This window comes from Burkholderia sp. AU18528, from assembly GCF_002223215.2.
Classification (GTDB): Bacteria; Pseudomonadota; Gammaproteobacteria; order Burkholderiales; family Burkholderiaceae; genus Burkholderia; species Burkholderia semiarida.
Genome location: NZ_NKFC02000004.1, coordinates 1,113,975 through 1,127,622 on the forward strand (window position 1 = coordinate 1,113,975; position 13,648 = coordinate 1,127,622).

16 protein-coding genes are annotated in these 13,648 nt (G+C 67.0%); 9 read left to right on the forward strand and 7 right to left on the reverse strand.

From position 1 onward, the window contains the following. Nucleotides 1–16: 16 nt before the first annotated feature. The gene (locus CFB52_RS07940) at nucleotides 17–481 is read right to left on the reverse strand and encodes a hypothetical protein (protein ID WP_099316362.1); all 465 of its coding nucleotides are present in this window, start codon (nucleotides 479–481) and stop codon (nucleotides 17–19) included. A gap of 298 nt (nucleotides 482–779) precedes the next feature. Between CFB52_RS07940 and CFB52_RS07945 the strand changes: the two genes are divergently transcribed. Further along, nucleotides 780–1,199 (forward strand): hypothetical protein, encoded by a 420-nt coding sequence (locus CFB52_RS07945; protein WP_099316363.1) that lies wholly within the window; start codon nucleotides 780–782, stop codon nucleotides 1,197–1,199. Between the two features lie 685 nt (nucleotides 1,200–1,884). Here the strand turns inward: CFB52_RS07945 and CFB52_RS07950 are convergent. Further along, nucleotides 1,885–2,628 carry a DUF695 domain-containing protein gene (locus CFB52_RS07950; protein WP_059584173.1) on the reverse strand — a complete coding sequence of 248 codons (744 nt, stop codon included), beginning with the start codon at nucleotides 2,626–2,628 and terminating at the stop codon, nucleotides 1,885–1,887. A gap of 183 nt (nucleotides 2,629–2,811) precedes the next feature. Here CFB52_RS07950 and CFB52_RS07955 point away from each other — a divergent pair, with 183 nt between their 5' ends. The 4 genes from CFB52_RS07955 (at nucleotide 2,812) to CFB52_RS07970 (ending at nucleotide 4,692) form a co-directional block, all read left to right on the forward strand. Beyond that, nucleotides 2,812–3,120, forward strand: coding sequence for a hypothetical protein (locus CFB52_RS07955; RefSeq protein WP_059584348.1), 309 nt, complete (start codon nucleotides 2,812–2,814; stop codon nucleotides 3,118–3,120). Nucleotides 3,121–3,160: 40 nt separating this feature from the next. Next, nucleotides 3,161–3,409 (forward strand): hypothetical protein, encoded by a 249-nt coding sequence (locus tag CFB52_RS07960; protein ID WP_099316364.1) that lies wholly within the window; start codon nucleotides 3,161–3,163, stop codon nucleotides 3,407–3,409. A 103-nt stretch (nucleotides 3,410–3,512) separates the two neighbouring features. Beyond that, on the forward strand, nucleotides 3,513–4,055 hold the full coding sequence (locus CFB52_RS07965) for an aspartyl-tRNA synthetase (RefSeq protein ID WP_099316625.1): 543 nt from the start codon (nucleotides 3,513–3,515) through the stop codon (nucleotides 4,053–4,055). A gap of 163 nt (nucleotides 4,056–4,218) precedes the next feature. Then, entirely contained in the window at nucleotides 4,219–4,692 is a 474-nt protein-coding gene (locus CFB52_RS07970; RefSeq protein ID WP_059584167.1) for a VOC family protein, read from the forward strand. An 81-nt stretch (nucleotides 4,693–4,773) separates the two neighbouring features. Here CFB52_RS07970 and CFB52_RS07975 read toward each other — a convergent pair whose 3' ends face one another. Next, the gene (locus CFB52_RS07975; protein WP_059584166.1) at nucleotides 4,774–5,745 is read right to left on the reverse strand and encodes a diguanylate cyclase; all 972 of its coding nucleotides are present in this window, start codon (nucleotides 5,743–5,745) and stop codon (nucleotides 4,774–4,776) included. Nucleotides 5,746–6,004: 259 nt separating this feature from the next. Here CFB52_RS07975 and CFB52_RS07980 point away from each other — a divergent pair, with 259 nt between their 5' ends. Continuing rightward, nucleotides 6,005–6,232, forward strand: coding sequence for a hypothetical protein (locus CFB52_RS07980; protein WP_099316365.1), 228 nt, complete (start codon nucleotides 6,005–6,007; stop codon nucleotides 6,230–6,232). 150 nt (nucleotides 6,233–6,382) lie between these two features. Here CFB52_RS07980 and CFB52_RS07985 read toward each other — a convergent pair whose 3' ends face one another. Next, nucleotides 6,383–7,006, reverse strand: a complete 624-nt coding sequence (locus CFB52_RS07985) for a phospholipase D family protein (protein ID WP_059638683.1) — start codon at nucleotides 7,004–7,006, stop codon at nucleotides 6,383–6,385. A 332-nt stretch (nucleotides 7,007–7,338) separates the two neighbouring features. Beyond that, on the reverse strand, nucleotides 7,339–7,827 hold the full coding sequence (locus tag CFB52_RS07990; protein WP_099316366.1) for a helix-turn-helix domain-containing protein: 489 nt from the start codon (nucleotides 7,825–7,827) through the stop codon (nucleotides 7,339–7,341). A gap of 187 nt (nucleotides 7,828–8,014) precedes the next feature. Here CFB52_RS07990 and CFB52_RS07995 point away from each other — a divergent pair, with 187 nt between their 5' ends. Then, a complete protein-coding gene (locus CFB52_RS07995; RefSeq protein ID WP_006484216.1) occupies nucleotides 8,015–8,452 on the forward strand; it encodes a PaaI family thioesterase in 438 nt (145 codons plus the stop codon). 155 nt (nucleotides 8,453–8,607) lie between these two features. Beyond that, on the forward strand, nucleotides 8,608–9,660 hold the full coding sequence (locus tag CFB52_RS08000) for an NADP(H)-dependent aldo-keto reductase (RefSeq protein WP_099316367.1): 1,053 nt from the start codon (nucleotides 8,608–8,610) through the stop codon (nucleotides 9,658–9,660). An 87-nt stretch (nucleotides 9,661–9,747) separates the two neighbouring features. Here the strand turns inward: CFB52_RS08000 and CFB52_RS08005 are convergent, their stop codons facing one another. Continuing rightward, complete coding sequence (locus CFB52_RS08005) at nucleotides 9,748–11,034, reverse strand: MFS transporter (protein WP_099316368.1); 1,287 nt, start codon at nucleotides 11,032–11,034, stop codon at nucleotides 9,748–9,750. Nucleotides 11,035–11,069: 35 nt separating this feature from the next. Continuing rightward, the gene (locus CFB52_RS08010; protein ID WP_099316369.1) at nucleotides 11,070–12,491 is read right to left on the reverse strand and encodes a M20 family metallopeptidase; all 1,422 of its coding nucleotides are present in this window, start codon (nucleotides 12,489–12,491) and stop codon (nucleotides 11,070–11,072) included. A 162-nt stretch (nucleotides 12,492–12,653) separates the two neighbouring features. On the opposite strand from CFB52_RS08010, the gene CFB52_RS08015 reads away from it, so the two are divergent. Then, the gene (locus tag CFB52_RS08015) at nucleotides 12,654–13,607 is read left to right on the forward strand and encodes a LysR substrate-binding domain-containing protein (RefSeq protein ID WP_099316370.1); all 954 of its coding nucleotides are present in this window, start codon (nucleotides 12,654–12,656) and stop codon (nucleotides 13,605–13,607) included. Nucleotides 13,608–13,648: the final 41 nt, after the last annotated feature.

Genomic DNA, 13,648 nt, shown 5'->3' on the forward strand with positions numbered 1-13,648 from the left:
CGAACGGACATTGCGATCATTCGCCGCAATACCGCACAAGCAAATCGGCTTCGGTCTCGTGGATTTCGACGGGCAAGGTGGTCGCACCGGCATAGGCCAGATAGCGTGCGCGATGCTGGCCGTTACGGAACGACGCGACGCCGATTTTCGACAGGCCGGGAATACCGAGTAGCGTTCGCGTTCTCGTCTCGCGAAACGTGATGAACGGCATGTCCGGGATCCTGCTGCGGTTCGGATCGAGGAATTCGCGGATGCCGGCGGCTTTGCCGGGGGCCCAGTACTGAACCGACGGCAGTACGTAGTCGGTGGTGTCGCGATCGGCGCAGGCCAGCAATTTCTTCAGGTCGACCGTCACGACCCGATGCCGCGAGTCGTCGGACGAGAATATTCGCTTGAGGTGCGTGGAGGCATAGGGGGCGTGTCCAGGAAGCTGGACGATCCAGACATCTACGCCGCTTTGTTTTGCTTGAGCGAGCGTCATTATTTCCTCTGGTGGCGCGCGGTCGTTGTGATCCGAGTTTAGCAGCGCGACGACGGCCGCGGAGCAGGTCGACAACGGAAATGGCAAGGCGGGGCAACTTCCGGTGCCATCGGAAGGGCAAAAGGAATGAGAGCGGTCATATGGCTGCGGTCGATATCGACAGGTTGCGAGAATATCGTGATGCTGCCGGTGAAAATGAAGCACTGCGCTAAATTCACGCAAGATTCACACTGTGCCGCGAAGCCCGTCGGGTGCCGGGCGTCATAAAAATAGAGAGGGCGGATTGAGCGGAGAAGCCATGTCGTCGAAACTCGAGATCGAATATCTCGATTACTGTTTCACAGCAACGCTCGACATCACGGCGTCGGGCCGTACCGCCGTTGTCGACAGGCAACTCGAATCCGCGGTGCGAAGCAGGACGCTCGCGTGGATCGTGTTCGATCGCTTTCTGGAGCGCAATGATTTCGCCGATGCGGAAGACGCGCGCGCCAATATCATCGACTGGCTGGAGCGACTTGCCGATCCGAAGCCCGTCGCATCGACCGCGATTGCGAAGGCGAGCGCGGTGGCGACCGGCGCGGTGGCGGCAGATTCGTCGACGGCCGAAATCGTTGGCGACGCCGCTATCGAGATCGTCGGCGATGCCGCTGTCGAGATCGTCAGCAATCTCGACTGGGGCGATATGGTTACCGACTGGTTTTCCAGCGGCTCGTTGTAGTGAGGAACTCGTGTTTTCGTGACGCAGATCATTGCGCGCGTGAAATTCGTCGCAAAAAAATGAAGCGAAAATCACCTCGCGCCAAAAAATAGAATAATCCTGCTTTGACAATACCCGCGACTTACCGGAAACTGCGCGCGGTGCTGAAAAATTGAATTGAATTAAGACGGGATAAACCGCTGGATGGGCAGGCGAACGCTGTCGGCCGGCTCTTCGTCAGCGAAGTCCGCAAGCAATGCGTCGCGCTCGAACCATGACGGTATTCGTCGGCACGCGAGCATGCCGGTTATCGTCACATTGTCACCAAAGGGTGAGTTGCCGCACAGACCGTCGCGTGACCCGCGATCACAATTTGACCGGTTGACCGTTCTTCCCCGGCCCGGTCAACCGTTTCCCCGCTCGCTCGCGCAGGAGCGGGGGCTTTTTGCCCCCCGACGCCGGAAGGCTGCGTCGGCGGAACCGGACAGGCGTCCGGCGGGCTGCGCGACGGCATTCGTTCGCGTCCCCACATCCGTTCGCCTGATCCGTACGAATCGCTTTCCTCGTGCCTGAGCGAACCCTCAGGCCCATCGCCGGTTTTTGCCGGCGATGCCTTGATCCCGGCGGCGGGCAACATCGCTGCCGGGATGTTTTTTGCGTCGGATGGCGTGACGTCACATCGCGCGCCACGGGCATGGCGCTTCGCTCACCCCGCCTGTTCGACGCTGGTTTCCCATCCGTCGTAGTTTCCGCCGAGCGCACGTACCTCGCGATTGAGCGCGATCGTATGGCGCGTGATGTCGGCGAGCGCCATCGTGCCTTCGTGCGAAAACCGCACGGCCGACTTGCCGTCTTCGGTCGGCGCGACCGATTCGACCGGATAGCCTTTCGCTTCGGCCCAGTCCGCGAACTGGTGCGCGTCGCTCGGGTCGGGGAAGTACGCCCAGTGCATCACGCGCCGGCTCACGTCGGGGACGTCGCCTTGCTGCCGCAGCGCATCCAGCGTGCGCATGTCGCGCATGATCTGCCAGTCGTCGTCGGTCGGGTAGAGCGTCTGCCAGTAAGTGGCCTTGTCCGGGTCGTCCTGATGCGCGTACTGAAGTGCATAGGTCGTCTGGTCGGCCAGCGAATCGACGATCTCCGCGGCTGCCTCCTCGTCGAACGGCACGTAGAAAAGAAAATCCCGGTTGCCGTCGACGGTGATGCGGCCGACCTGCACGCCGCCTTTTGCGATGATCGCCGCGTCGAGCAGATCCTCGATCTTCGCGAGATCGGCGAATTCGTCGCCGGTCGGCAGGCCTTCGGGCGACGGGCGCGCGAACGGGACGCGCACGCTCAGCAGCGACGTGCGCGGATCGCCTTCGGCGATTTCCGCAAAGCCATGGTTGAAGCTGATGAAAGCCTGATGGTCGCCCATTCTGGCAGGGAAGGTTCCCCAGGCGTCGCTCATGTGTTTCTCCCGTACACGATTGTCTGTTGACGGTTGCAAAGCGTCCCAATGTATCATCGAAAATCGCGTTGGCCGGGCAAGCGCGCATGATCGCCGGCACGTGCGGGCCATGGTCGCGAGATCCGGCTGTCAGCCGCTTGCCGCGTGCAGGCGGCAGGCCGCAAAAATTCAAAGGAGATGCCGATGTCGACGTTTGCGGTGAATGGTGTACGGATCGATCCGCTCAGCGCGCGCGTGACGCACGTGCGCTGGGCGGCCGTGAACCCGGCCGATCGCTCGTGGGCGGAGACGCCGCGCGAGGCCCCGGTGGCGGACGTGGCGCGCGCGCTTGCGTCCGGTAACGATGTCCGCGCGATCTTCTCGGCATCGGATACCACCGCGATCGGGCCCAGGCTGAAACGCGTGCTGTATCGCGATGCGTCGGAAGGCATCGAGCTCGACATCGATGCAACGAGCGAGTCGCGCACGTTGCGCGATCTGCCGCAGATCTGACTGCGGGCCGTTACCCCAAACGAATCGAGCGAGCGCGTCCATGACCCTGTCCAGATTCTCCGTCGTCCCGTCGGCATTCGCGCTGTGTCTGACGCTTGCCGCCTGCCAGACCGCGTCCGGGCCGGCGCCCGTGCAACCGTCGCCGGAGACCGCGTCGACGACCGATCCTGCCTCGTCGTCGGCGGCCGCGCCGGATCGCGGCATGGGCCTCGCGCCTCGGTTGGCGGAGCAGACTCACCGGGCCACCGGTCAATGCACGACCAACGGTACCGTCAACGTATGCAATTGACCGATGTCGGCGCCGCGGCGCGTGATTCGCGCCATCGGTGTCGGAATCCTCGCATGCCGGCCGCGTCGATGGGCCGGCGGCCGTCGGCACGAGCGGGCGTGCAATGACCGACGAGCGGAAACCAACGGATTCCGGCCGGCACGTCGATCCCGACGCGGAAACGGTCATCGGTGCGTTGCCGGTCACGCTGGCAGTCGACAGCCGAAGCCTGAAAAGCAGGGCGATCGTGTGTGCGGGGCTGGCCGCGGCGAGCCTGTGCGGTTACGTGGCCGCGCCGGCGCTCTGGCCGGTGGCGGCGCTGGCCGCGTTGCTGGGGCTGGCTAGTGCGGCGTTGTTCGTGTCGTCGCGGCGCAGGATGGCGCTGCAGATCGACGAGACGGGCTTCCGGCTGATCGGCGCCGCGCGCGAAAAACCCGTCACGCCGTGGCGGGACGTCACCGAATTCCGGATCGTCAGCGTCGCCGGTAATCATTACATCGGCTACCAGTTCTCCGCGCATTCGTCGCGCACGAAGGTGCCGGGTGGCGTGATGCTGCCGATCGCCCGGTTTGCCGATTTTCCGCTCGGCGCGGTGGCCGGGTTGCTTGAAGCCTGCCGTCGTCAGTTCGGCCTGCCGGACGAGCAGGCCGAGCGAACGGGCCGATGACGCCCGAAGCCGCGTTGTCCCGCGCCCCTGTCACACGAGCAAACAAAAAAATCCCGGGCGCCATGTCGATTTTCGCCGGAGTCGTCCGTCGTAGCATCGGAGGCGTGCGCAACGCGCGTCCGTCCCGATTTTCGATACGACAACCGACTGAAGGAGCGACACCATGCCCACGTCCGTCAAGCCGATCCCGGAAGGGATGCGCACGCTGACCCCGCATCTGATCTGTGCGGGCGCGACCGCAGCCATCGATTTCTACAAGCGCGCATTCGACGCGACCGAACGATTCCGCCTCGCGATGCCCGACGGCCGGCTCGCGCATGCGTGCCTCGCGATCGGGGATTCGACGCTGATGCTGGTGGATGAAATGCCCGAGCACGGTGCGCTGGGGCCGAAGGCGCTGAAAGGCACGCCCGTCTGCCTGCATCTGTACGTGCCGGACACCGATGCGGCGATCGCGAAGGCGGTGGCAGCCGGCGCGACGGTCACGATTCCGGCCGCGGACATGTTCTGGGGCGATCGTTACGGGCAGGTCGAGGATCCGTTCGGGCATCGCTGGTCGCTGGCGACGCATCAGCGCGATCTGACACCCGAGCAGATCGCGGACGCCATGGCCAGCGCGCCGCCTTGCGGCAGTTGAACCGGCCCGCGTCGAACGACCGTGGGCGAGCGCGCTGCGCGGCGGCGCGATCTCGCCGCGGCCCGCGTGGCGCGTTCGCGGTCATGCGCCGGCCGTCTTGCCGTGCTGCTTGTGTTCGTACATCCGGCGATCGGCCGATGCCAGCAGGTCGGCGACGGTGCGATGGTGTGCGGGATCGTAGGCAACGTGCCCGACGCTGAACCGGATCGCGTAGCCGCGTGCGTCGGCGGCGTTGCGCTGCGCGAGCGCCTGCGTGACGCGCTCGACGGGCTCGGCGACGTCGGCCGGATCGGTGGCGCTCAACAGCACGACGAACTCGTCGCCGCCGAGCCGTGCGATGACGTCGCTGTCGCGCAGCGCGCCCGTCAACGTTTCGGCGAACGCCTTGAGCGCGCGGTCGCCTTCGGCATGGCCGAAGCGATCGTTGATCGCCTTGAAATCGTTCAGGTCGAAGAACAGCAGCACGGCATGACGGCCGACGCGATCGCACAGCCTCAGCACGTGGCGGGCGAGAAGCTCGAAGCCGCGCCGGTTCGTCAGTTGCGTGAGTTCGTCGGTGGTCGCGAAATGCAGCGCGGCGATCTCGCGCTCGGTCATGTGGGCGAGATCGCCCAGCAGCGCGAGTTCGTCGGGTTCGAGCGAGCGGGGCCGCGTGTCGATCAGGCACAACGTGCCGATGGGCGCGCCGTCCGGTGCGGCGAGCGGCCGGCCGGCGTAGAAGCGGATGCCGGGCGCGCCGGTGACGAGCGGATTGTCGTGGAATCGGTCGTCGTTCAGTGCGTCCTGGATCACCATCGTATCGGGCGCGAGCAGTGCGTGTGCGCAGAACGACACGTCGCGCGGCGTCTGTGCGGCGTCGAGGCCCGGATGACTTTTGAACCACTGGCGATTCTCGTCGACGAGGCTGACGAGGGCGATCGGGACGTCGAACAGCCGCCGCGCGAGACGTGTCAGGCGATCGAAACGCTCTTCGGGCGGCGTATCGAGGATCGAAAGCGAATGAAGCGTATCGAGCCGGGCCGCCTCGTCGGCCGATTTCGGTGCGATTTGCATGAGCGTTGCCTCTTGTCCCGGCCGTCGGGCCGGTGATGGGTCGTACGCGGAACAGTATCGCGCATTCGTCGATGCATCGCCACGCTGCATGTTCCGCCACGGCGGTGACCGGGTTCATGAGATTCGGTGTCGATGCCGTGAAAGGCGCGTGTCACCGGCCCGGGTTTCGCCCCGATGCGGAATCGGACAGGCGATAACCTCAAGGCGCGCGTCGCCGCGCCGTAAACAGGACAAGTCCAATCGTTCATCCCATCGCACCATGGTTCGAATCCTGTACGCGGGCTATCTCGCGTTCGCGCTGTATTTCCTTTACCCGCTGGTTCAGAACACACTGACGTTCAGTACCGGTTGCGTGCGCAGCGCGCTGCCGATGGGCGCCCACGGCTTGTCGGCGAATTCGGCAAGCGGTGCGGACGGGCACGCGAATCGCTGTGCGTCGAGCGCGCATGCCGGCGTCGCGACCGGCCGGGTGCCGGAGATCCATTGAGCATGGCGGCATCGCGCGTGACGGGTGCTTCGCGCGGCGGTGCACTGGCCATTCGGCCGAATTGAACATCGCGCCGCGCTCGCCGATCATCTGCACCACGGTGGCGGGAAGGCGAGCGGTCGAGCGTCGGGCGAAACCGCGTGCGGCGCGTCAGTAGCTGGAGCGGTACGGCGTGCCCTGATCGAAGCGGCTTTGCCAGTGCGTGAGGTAGCGCGACGCGAGTTGCGGATTGTTCCAGACCACGACGACGTTCTCGGAATTGCGGCTGGCGGCCGACGCACTGTAGTTGAACGAGCCTGTTTCGACGTGCTCGGCGTCGATCACGAGGTACTTGTCGTGATGGATCGCATAGGTGTCGATCGTGCGTGTCGGGATGCCCGCGTTGATGAGCAGGTTCAGTGCCTGCTTGCTGCTCTTTGCGCGGTTGCCCTTGTCGTCGACGACCACCGCGACATTGACGCCGCGGCGCTTGGCGGCAAGCAGTGCACGCGTGACGGGCGGCGACGTGAACGAGTAGGCGGCGACCCGGATCGAACTGCGCGCCGCGCCGATCGCTTTCAGCACGAGCGCCTCGGCGCCGCCGTCGGGCGAGAAGGCCGATTCGACGACCTGCGTCGCGGGGGCTTCATGAGTCGGAGCCGGCAACCATCGCGACACGAGATCGATCGCCTGCTGAAGCAGCGATTCGCTTTGCGTCTTGCCGAAGGCGGCGAAGGGTGTGGCGAGCAGGGAAGCGGCGAGACAGGCGGCAGCGAGGCGATTGCGCGACAACATGTTGGACAGCGAATGATTTCGAGACAGCGGGCCGTGAGTGTAACGCACGCGTGACGGCCCGGTCACGTGCGGATGCGAAGCGAGGGGCCACACGATGATCGGTAGGGGTGGAGAAGGGTGACGCAAAGTTGCATTGTGCGGTCGGTGTGCGATCGGCGATCAACGGACAGGAGTAGGCCCGACGATTGTGTGCGTTTTGCGTGTACCGTTGCAGAGCACGCGCGTGCGAGCAATGCGCGCGCCCGGTCGGACGGGCGCCCAATCAATGCGGCCCGCGGCTCAGGCGTACGTCTGGCGGGCATGCCGCTCGGGCATCCGCACGCAACGCATCGTCAATCCGCCGCTGCACGCGCCCCGGCTTCGTCGGGCGCGATCCAGCCGGGCCCGGGCTCGGGCTGCACGTCGCGAGCGTCGAGCGGTTCGCCGCAGGCCGAGCACACGGTGACCGCGTGCATCAGCTGCCCGCAGGCCCGGTGGCGCAATTGCACCGGCGGACCGTGGCCATCGTCCTTCCAGCGATCGCCCCACGCCATCAGCGCGAGCAGGGCCGGGTAGAGGTCGAGGCCCTTTTCCGTCAGCCGGTATTCGAAGCGCGGCGGGCGTTCCTGATACGCGCGCTTGACGAGCACGCCTTCGTCGACGAGCCGCGCGAGCCGTTCGGCCAGCACGTGGCGGGTCAGGCCGAGCTGGGCCTGGAACGCATCGAAGCGGCGGCAGCCGAGGAAGGCGTTGCGCAGGATCAGCATGGTCCAGCGGTCGCCCAGCACGGCGAGCGTGCGGGCGACCGAACAGTTCAGCGTGCCGACGTCATCCCATTTCATCGTCGAGTCTCTTGCCTCTTGCGGCGGTCTTGCGGCGGTTCAGCGAAATAGCGGGTTCGATTATAGAACCCGCCTTCGGTCGCAACGGGCGCAGCCGCGTTGACAACGGCCGGCGTCGTTGACAATAATGAGTTCCAATTTAGAACTTACTCGCGCGGCGACGCGCTTTCAACCCGGAGACAACCCGATGAATCCGCTTTCCCTGTCTGGCCTCGATCTGCTGCGTGCCGCCGTGTCGGGCGACGCGCCCCTCGCGTCGATTTCCGAGACGATCCCGATGCGTCCGCTCGACGTCGAGCTCGGTTACGTGAAGTTCTCGGCGCGAGCGGACGGCCGGCACCTGAATCCGCTGGGCGGCGTGCACGGCGGATTCGCGGCGACGGTGCTCGATTCGGTTACCGGGTGCGCGGTGCATTCGATGCTCGACGCGGGCGTCGGTTACGGCACCGTCGATCTGCACGTGAAGATGCTGCGGCCCGTGCCGCGCGACGTCGATCTGATCGCGGAAGGGCGGGTGATTCACCTGTCGCGGTCGCTGGGCGTCGCGGAGGGCACGCTGAAGACGCCGGACGACAAGATCGTCGCGCATGCGTCGGCGACCTGCTTCATCCAGCGGCCGCAGTAACGGAGTGTGGCCTCACCCTTGCCGGAGCGGGCGAAGGAGCGCAGGAGCGTGCCGGGCGGCACCGCAGGCCGCTTGTAAGCATGTGCCGCGCCCGTCTGAAGCAGTCGCTCCAATGTGATAGCGTTTCTGCTTTCCACCGACGCGACAGGAACAGCATGGAATACCGCACACTCGGCGATTCGGGTATCGAGGTCAGCCTGATCGGCCTCGGCACGATGACGTGGGGCGAGCAGAATTCGGAGCGCGACGCGCACGAGCAGATCGACTACGCGCTCGGGCAGGGCGTGACGCTGATCGACGCCGCGGAGATGTATCCGGTACCGCCGAAGCCCGACACCCAAGGCCGCACCGAACAATACATCGGCACCTGGATCGCGCGGCATCGCGCGCAGCGTGATCGCATCGTGCTCGCGACGAAGATCGCGGGGCCGGCGCGGCAGCCGCACAATCCACGCCATATTCGCGGCGAGGGCAACCAGTTCGACCGCAAGAACCTGACCGAAGCGCTCGACGGCAGCCTCAAGCGCCTGCAGACCGACTACGTCGATCTCTACCAGTTGCATTGGCCCGATCGCAGCACGACCACGTTCGGCCGGCCCGCGTATCCGTGGGTCGACGACGCGTACACGGTGCCGATCGAGGAAACGCTCGGCGTGCTCGCGGAATTCGTGAAGGCCGGCAAGGTGCGCGCGATCGGCGTGTCGAACGAAACGCCGTGGGGTGTCGCGCAGTTCCTGCGCGCGGCCGAAAGGCTCGGGCTGCCGCGCATCGCCAGCATCCAGAATCCGTACAGCCTGCTGAACCGCACGTTCGAGAACGGGCTGTCGGAGTTTACGCATCGCGACGGCGTCGGTCTGCTCGCGTATTCGCCGCTCGCGTTCGGCTGGCTGTCCGGCAAGTACGAGAACGGCGCGCGTCCGGCCGGCGCACGCATCACGCTGTTCGAGCGTTTCCAGCGCTACAGCAAGCCGCAGGCCGTCGAGGCGACGTCGCGCTATGTCGCGCTCGCGCGACGTCACGGGCTGTCGCCCGCGCAACTGGCGCTCGCGTTCGTCAACAGCCGCCCGTTCGTGCGCAGCAACCTGGTCGGCGCGACGTCGCTCGAGCAGTTGAAGGAGAACATCGGCAGCATCGACGTGAAGCTGTCCGACGAGATTCTCGCCGAGATCGACGCGTTGCACGAACGGCAGCCGAATCCGGCGCCGTAAGCGGCGCGCGGCCCGCGCGGCAGCGATGCCGCGACGGGCCGCATCGGGCGGTTTCGACGGCGCCGCGCCGCGCCGTCGTTGCTCGCGTCAGTGCATCTTCAGCCGCGTGCGTGCGACGAACAGCGCGGCGAGGCTCAGCAGCGCACATCCGATCAGATAGAGCGCCGGCGACAGCCGGTTGCCGGTCGCGCTGATCAGCCAGGTGATGACGAACGGCGCGAAGCCGCCGAACAGCGTGACGCCGGTGTTGTAGCTGACCGCGAGCCCGGTGGCGCGCGTCTGCGACGGGAACAGTTCGGCCATCAGTGCCGGCAGCGCGCCGCAGTACATCGCCTTCAGCGCGCCGATCCAGACCAGTGCGGCGAGCATCGTCGCGAACGACGCGTGGCGCGTGAGCCATGCGAACGTCGGCCACACGGTCAGGAGCATCAGCACGGCCGCGACCGCCATCATGCGGATCCGCCCGGTGCGGTCGGACAGATGGCCGACGACCGGCGTGACGAGCGTGAGCACGAAACCGGTCGCGAGCGTCGCCGCGAAGCCGGTCGATGCCGGCAGCCCGAGCTGCTTGATCGCATAGGTCGGCATGTACAGGATCATGTAGTTGATCGCGGTCGAGATCACGAGCACGCCGATCGACAGCAGCAGCCGCACCTTCTGGCCCGCGAACAGCTCGCGCACCGGGGCCTCGGAGCGTGCCTGCGTCTTGAATTCGACGCCTTCGTCGACGTAGCGGCGGATGTACAGCCCGACCGGGCCGATCGCCAGCCCGAACAGGAACGGCACGCGCCAGCCCCAGCTTTCGAGTTGCGCGGAGGTCAGCGTGGCCGTCAGCAGCGCGCCGAAGCCCGACGCGAGCAACGTCGCGAGGCCCTGGCTCGCGAACTGCCAGCTCGACATGAAGCCGCGCCGCTGCGGCGCGTGCTCGACGAGGAATGCGGTCGAACTCGCGAATTCGCCGCCGGCGGAAAAGCCCTGCATCAGCCGCGACAGCATGATCCCGAGCGGCGCGAGAATGCCGATCGATGCGTAGGTCGGCATCAGCGCGATCAGCAGCGTGCCGGCCATCATCATCGCGATCGACAGCAGCAGCGACGCCTTGCGGCCCGCGCGATCCGCGTACGCGCCGAGCACGAAGCCGCCGATCGGCCGGATCAGGTAGGACAGCCCGAACGTGCCGAGCGTCAGCATCAGCGACGTCGCTTCGCTCGTGGCGGGGAAGAACAGCTTGGCGATCGTCACAGCGAAGAAGCCGTAGACGATCAGGTCGAACCATTCGAGCGCGTTGCCGATCGACGCCGCGAAGATGATGCGCCGGATTTGCGCGGCGCTGGGGCGCGCGGCGTCCTGTGAGGTCAGGGTGGTCGTATTCATCGTGTGTGCAGGTCCCGTGAAAGGGGCGAAGCGCGTTACAGGGCGGCGCCGGCCGCGGCGGAGGCCGTGCGGCGAACGGGCGGCGCGTTCTCGCCGAGATCCCAGAAGAGGCCGGCCATCATCTGCAGCCCCTCGCTGACGACGCTCGCGAGCAGGTGCTCGTCGGGCGCGTGCTGCGAGCACGCCGGGTACGAGTGCGGCACCCACAGCGTCGGCAGCCCGAGCGTGTCGGCAAACACCTCGTTCGGCAGCGTGCCGCCGAGATTCGGCAGGATCGCGGGCTTCTTGCCGGTGGTGCGCGCGAGCGACGCGACGGCCCAGCGGACCCACGGATCGTCCGGCGGCACGCGCGTTGCCGGTGCGCCGCGTTCGACGTCGATCTCGATGTCGGCGAAGCCGTGCGCATCGAGATGCGCGCGCAGGTGTGCTTGCAGCGCTTCCCAGTCGGTGCCGACGACGAAGCGCAACTGGCAGTGCGCGTACGCGGCGGGCGGGATCGCGTTGACGGGATGCTCCGGATTGCCGGCCTTGAACGCGAGGATCTCGAACGTGTTCCAGCCGAACACGCGCTCGGCCGCGGACAGGCCGGGCTCGCCCCAGTCGGCGTCGAGCGCCGGGTCGCCGGGGCCGCCGCCGACGGAAAGATCGGCGAGCGCGTCGCGCACCGCGGCCGGGATCGGCGGCGGGCGCAACCCCTCGACGCGAATCGCGCCGCGCGCGTCGACGAGGCTCGCGAGCGCATGCGCGAGCACGATCGCCGGGTTGCGCAGCAGTCCGCCCCAGTTGCCCGAGTGATGCGCGCCGTCGCGGGCGCGCAGGCTCAGCTTGAAGTTGACCGAGCCGCGCGAGCCAAGAAATACCGTCGGGCGCGCGGCGGCAATGCGCGGGCCGTCGGACGCAATCAGCACGTCGGCCGCGAGCGCGTCGCGCTCCTGGTGGCACAGCGCGTCGAGGCCCGGAGACCCGGTTTCCTCGCCCATCTCGATCAGCAGCTTCGCATTGAAGCCGAGCCGGCCGCCGCGTGCTTCGAGCACGCTCGCCAGCGCGGCCAGGTTGATCGTGTGCTGGCCCTTGTTGTCGGCGCTGCCGCGGCCGTACCAGCGGTCGCCGTCGGCCGTCAGCGTCCACGGCGACAGCGGCGCGCGCCACTGCGCGTCGTAGCCGCGCACGACGTCGCCGTGACCGTAGATCAGCACGGTCGGCAGCGCGTCGTCTTCGTGGCGCGACGCGAGCAGGAACGGCCCGCCACCAGCGACGGGGTTGTCGACGATCCGCGACGTGAAGCCGAGGCGCGCGGCCTCGGGCGCGATCTCGTCGGTCAGATAGGCGCGCAGCGCGGCTTCGCTGCCGCTTTCCTGGCTTTCGGTGCGCAGGCCGACGCGGCGGCTCAGGGTCGTGAAGAACGCACCGGATTCGAACTGGTTCAGCGCGTGCTGGATGGCGGCGGTACGGCTCAAGTCGGGTCTCCTCGGTCGGGTTCGCCGTGCGCGGGCGCGCAGGCAGCGTGAAGTGCGATCGATTCTAGAAAGCCGGTTTTTTTGTCACAATGATCGAATTTCGAACCTTTCTTTGCCGAAAAGGCAAAGCAGCGCGGCCGGATGCGGCGCGGAGACAGAACGATGGCGGCTTTCCTGCATGGCCTGGCATTGCGATATTTCGTCGAGGTGGCGCGTACCGGGTCGATCAGCGACGCGTCCGCGCGGCTGCACGTGGCCGTATCGGCAATCAGCCGCCAGATCGCGAAGCTGGAGAGCGAGCTCGGCGCGCCGCTGTTCGAGCGGCGGCCGCGCGGGATGGCGTTGTCGGAGGCGGGAGAGCGGTTGCTGGCGTTCGCGCAGCGCAGCCTGCTGGAGGCCGAGCACGTGATGAAGGACATCGGCGGGCTCGACGCGCTGCACGGCAGCCTGCTGAAGATCGCGTGCTCGGAAGGGTTCGCGATCGATTTCCTGCCCGGCGTGCTCGCGAGCTTCAAGGCGCGCCACCCGGGCGTCGATTTCATCGTGTGGGTCGTGTCGCCGGCGGACGCGACCCGGCGCGTGCGCGACGGCGATGCGGACATCGCATTGACCTTCAGCCTCGCGCCGGAGAAGGGCGTGCGCGTCGACCACACCGAGCGCGCGCCGGTCTTTGCGCTGGTCCGGCACGATCATCCGCTCGCGGCGCGCGACGCGGTGTCGCTTGCCGATGTCGCCCGGTACGCGCACGTGCTGCCCGAGGCCGGCACGACGGTGCGGCAGCTGATCGACATCGCGTGCGCGCTCGACGGGCTGCTGCTCGAGCCCGAGCTGACGAGCAACAATACCGCGGCGATGTACGGCTACGCGCGGCGCACGGGCGCGGTGATGTTCACGGGGCTGTTGTCGGTGCGCGACCGCGCCGAGGCGGACGGCTTCGTCGTCGTGCCCGTGACCAATCCGCAACTGCGCGAACGCAGCATCCAGGTGCAGACGATGGCGGGGCGCGATCTGCCCGCGTCGGTGCGCGCGTTCCGCGACCATCTGATCGACGCGATGCAGGCCGCTTCGTCGCCGCCGATCGCCGCGCGAGGCCCGGGACGCCGGCCCGTGAGATAATCGTCAATCCGCCTTCCGCGCCCATGCGGCTTCTCGAGCCG

What these genes read in the sequence shown, in the direction of transcription:
- CFB52_RS07965 (WP_099316625.1), top strand. Translation starts at nt 3,513, where the DNA reads ATGACCGACGAGCGGAAACCAACGGATTCCGGCCGGCACGTCGATCCC.
- CFB52_RS07980 (WP_099316365.1), top strand. Translation starts at nt 6,005, where the DNA reads ATGGTTCGAATCCTGTACGCGGGCTATCTCGCGTTCGCGCTGTATTTC.
- CFB52_RS07995 (WP_006484216.1), top strand. Translation starts at nt 8,015, where the DNA reads ATGAATCCGCTTTCCCTGTCTGGCCTCGATCTGCTGCGTGCCGCCGTG.
- CFB52_RS08015 (WP_099316370.1), top strand. Translation starts at nt 12,654, where the DNA reads ATGGCGGCTTTCCTGCATGGCCTGGCATTGCGATATTTCGTCGAGGTG.
- CFB52_RS07940 (WP_099316362.1), bottom strand. Translation starts at nt 481, where the DNA reads ATGACGCTCGCTCAAGCAAAACAAAGCGGCGTAGATGTCTGGATCGTC.
- CFB52_RS07945 (WP_099316363.1), top strand. Translation starts at nt 780, where the DNA reads ATGTCGTCGAAACTCGAGATCGAATATCTCGATTACTGTTTCACAGCA.
- CFB52_RS07975 (WP_059584166.1), bottom strand. Translation starts at nt 5,745, where the DNA reads ATGCAAATCGCACCGAAATCGGCCGACGAGGCGGCCCGGCTCGATACG.
- CFB52_RS07985 (WP_059638683.1), bottom strand. Translation starts at nt 7,006, where the DNA reads ATGTTGTCGCGCAATCGCCTCGCTGCCGCCTGTCTCGCCGCTTCCCTG.
- CFB52_RS07955 (WP_059584348.1), top strand. Translation starts at nt 2,812, where the DNA reads ATGTCGACGTTTGCGGTGAATGGTGTACGGATCGATCCGCTCAGCGCG.
- CFB52_RS07990 (WP_099316366.1), bottom strand. Translation starts at nt 7,827, where the DNA reads ATGAAATGGGATGACGTCGGCACGCTGAACTGTTCGGTCGCCCGCACG.
- CFB52_RS07950 (WP_059584173.1), bottom strand. Translation starts at nt 2,628, where the DNA reads ATGAGCGACGCCTGGGGAACCTTCCCTGCCAGAATGGGCGACCATCAG.
- CFB52_RS07970 (WP_059584167.1), top strand. Translation starts at nt 4,219, where the DNA reads ATGCCCACGTCCGTCAAGCCGATCCCGGAAGGGATGCGCACGCTGACC.
- CFB52_RS08005 (WP_099316368.1), bottom strand. Translation starts at nt 11,034, where the DNA reads ATGAATACGACCACCCTGACCTCACAGGACGCCGCGCGCCCCAGCGCC.
- CFB52_RS08000 (WP_099316367.1), top strand. Translation starts at nt 8,608, where the DNA reads ATGGAATACCGCACACTCGGCGATTCGGGTATCGAGGTCAGCCTGATC.
- CFB52_RS07960 (WP_099316364.1), top strand. Translation starts at nt 3,161, where the DNA reads ATGACCCTGTCCAGATTCTCCGTCGTCCCGTCGGCATTCGCGCTGTGT.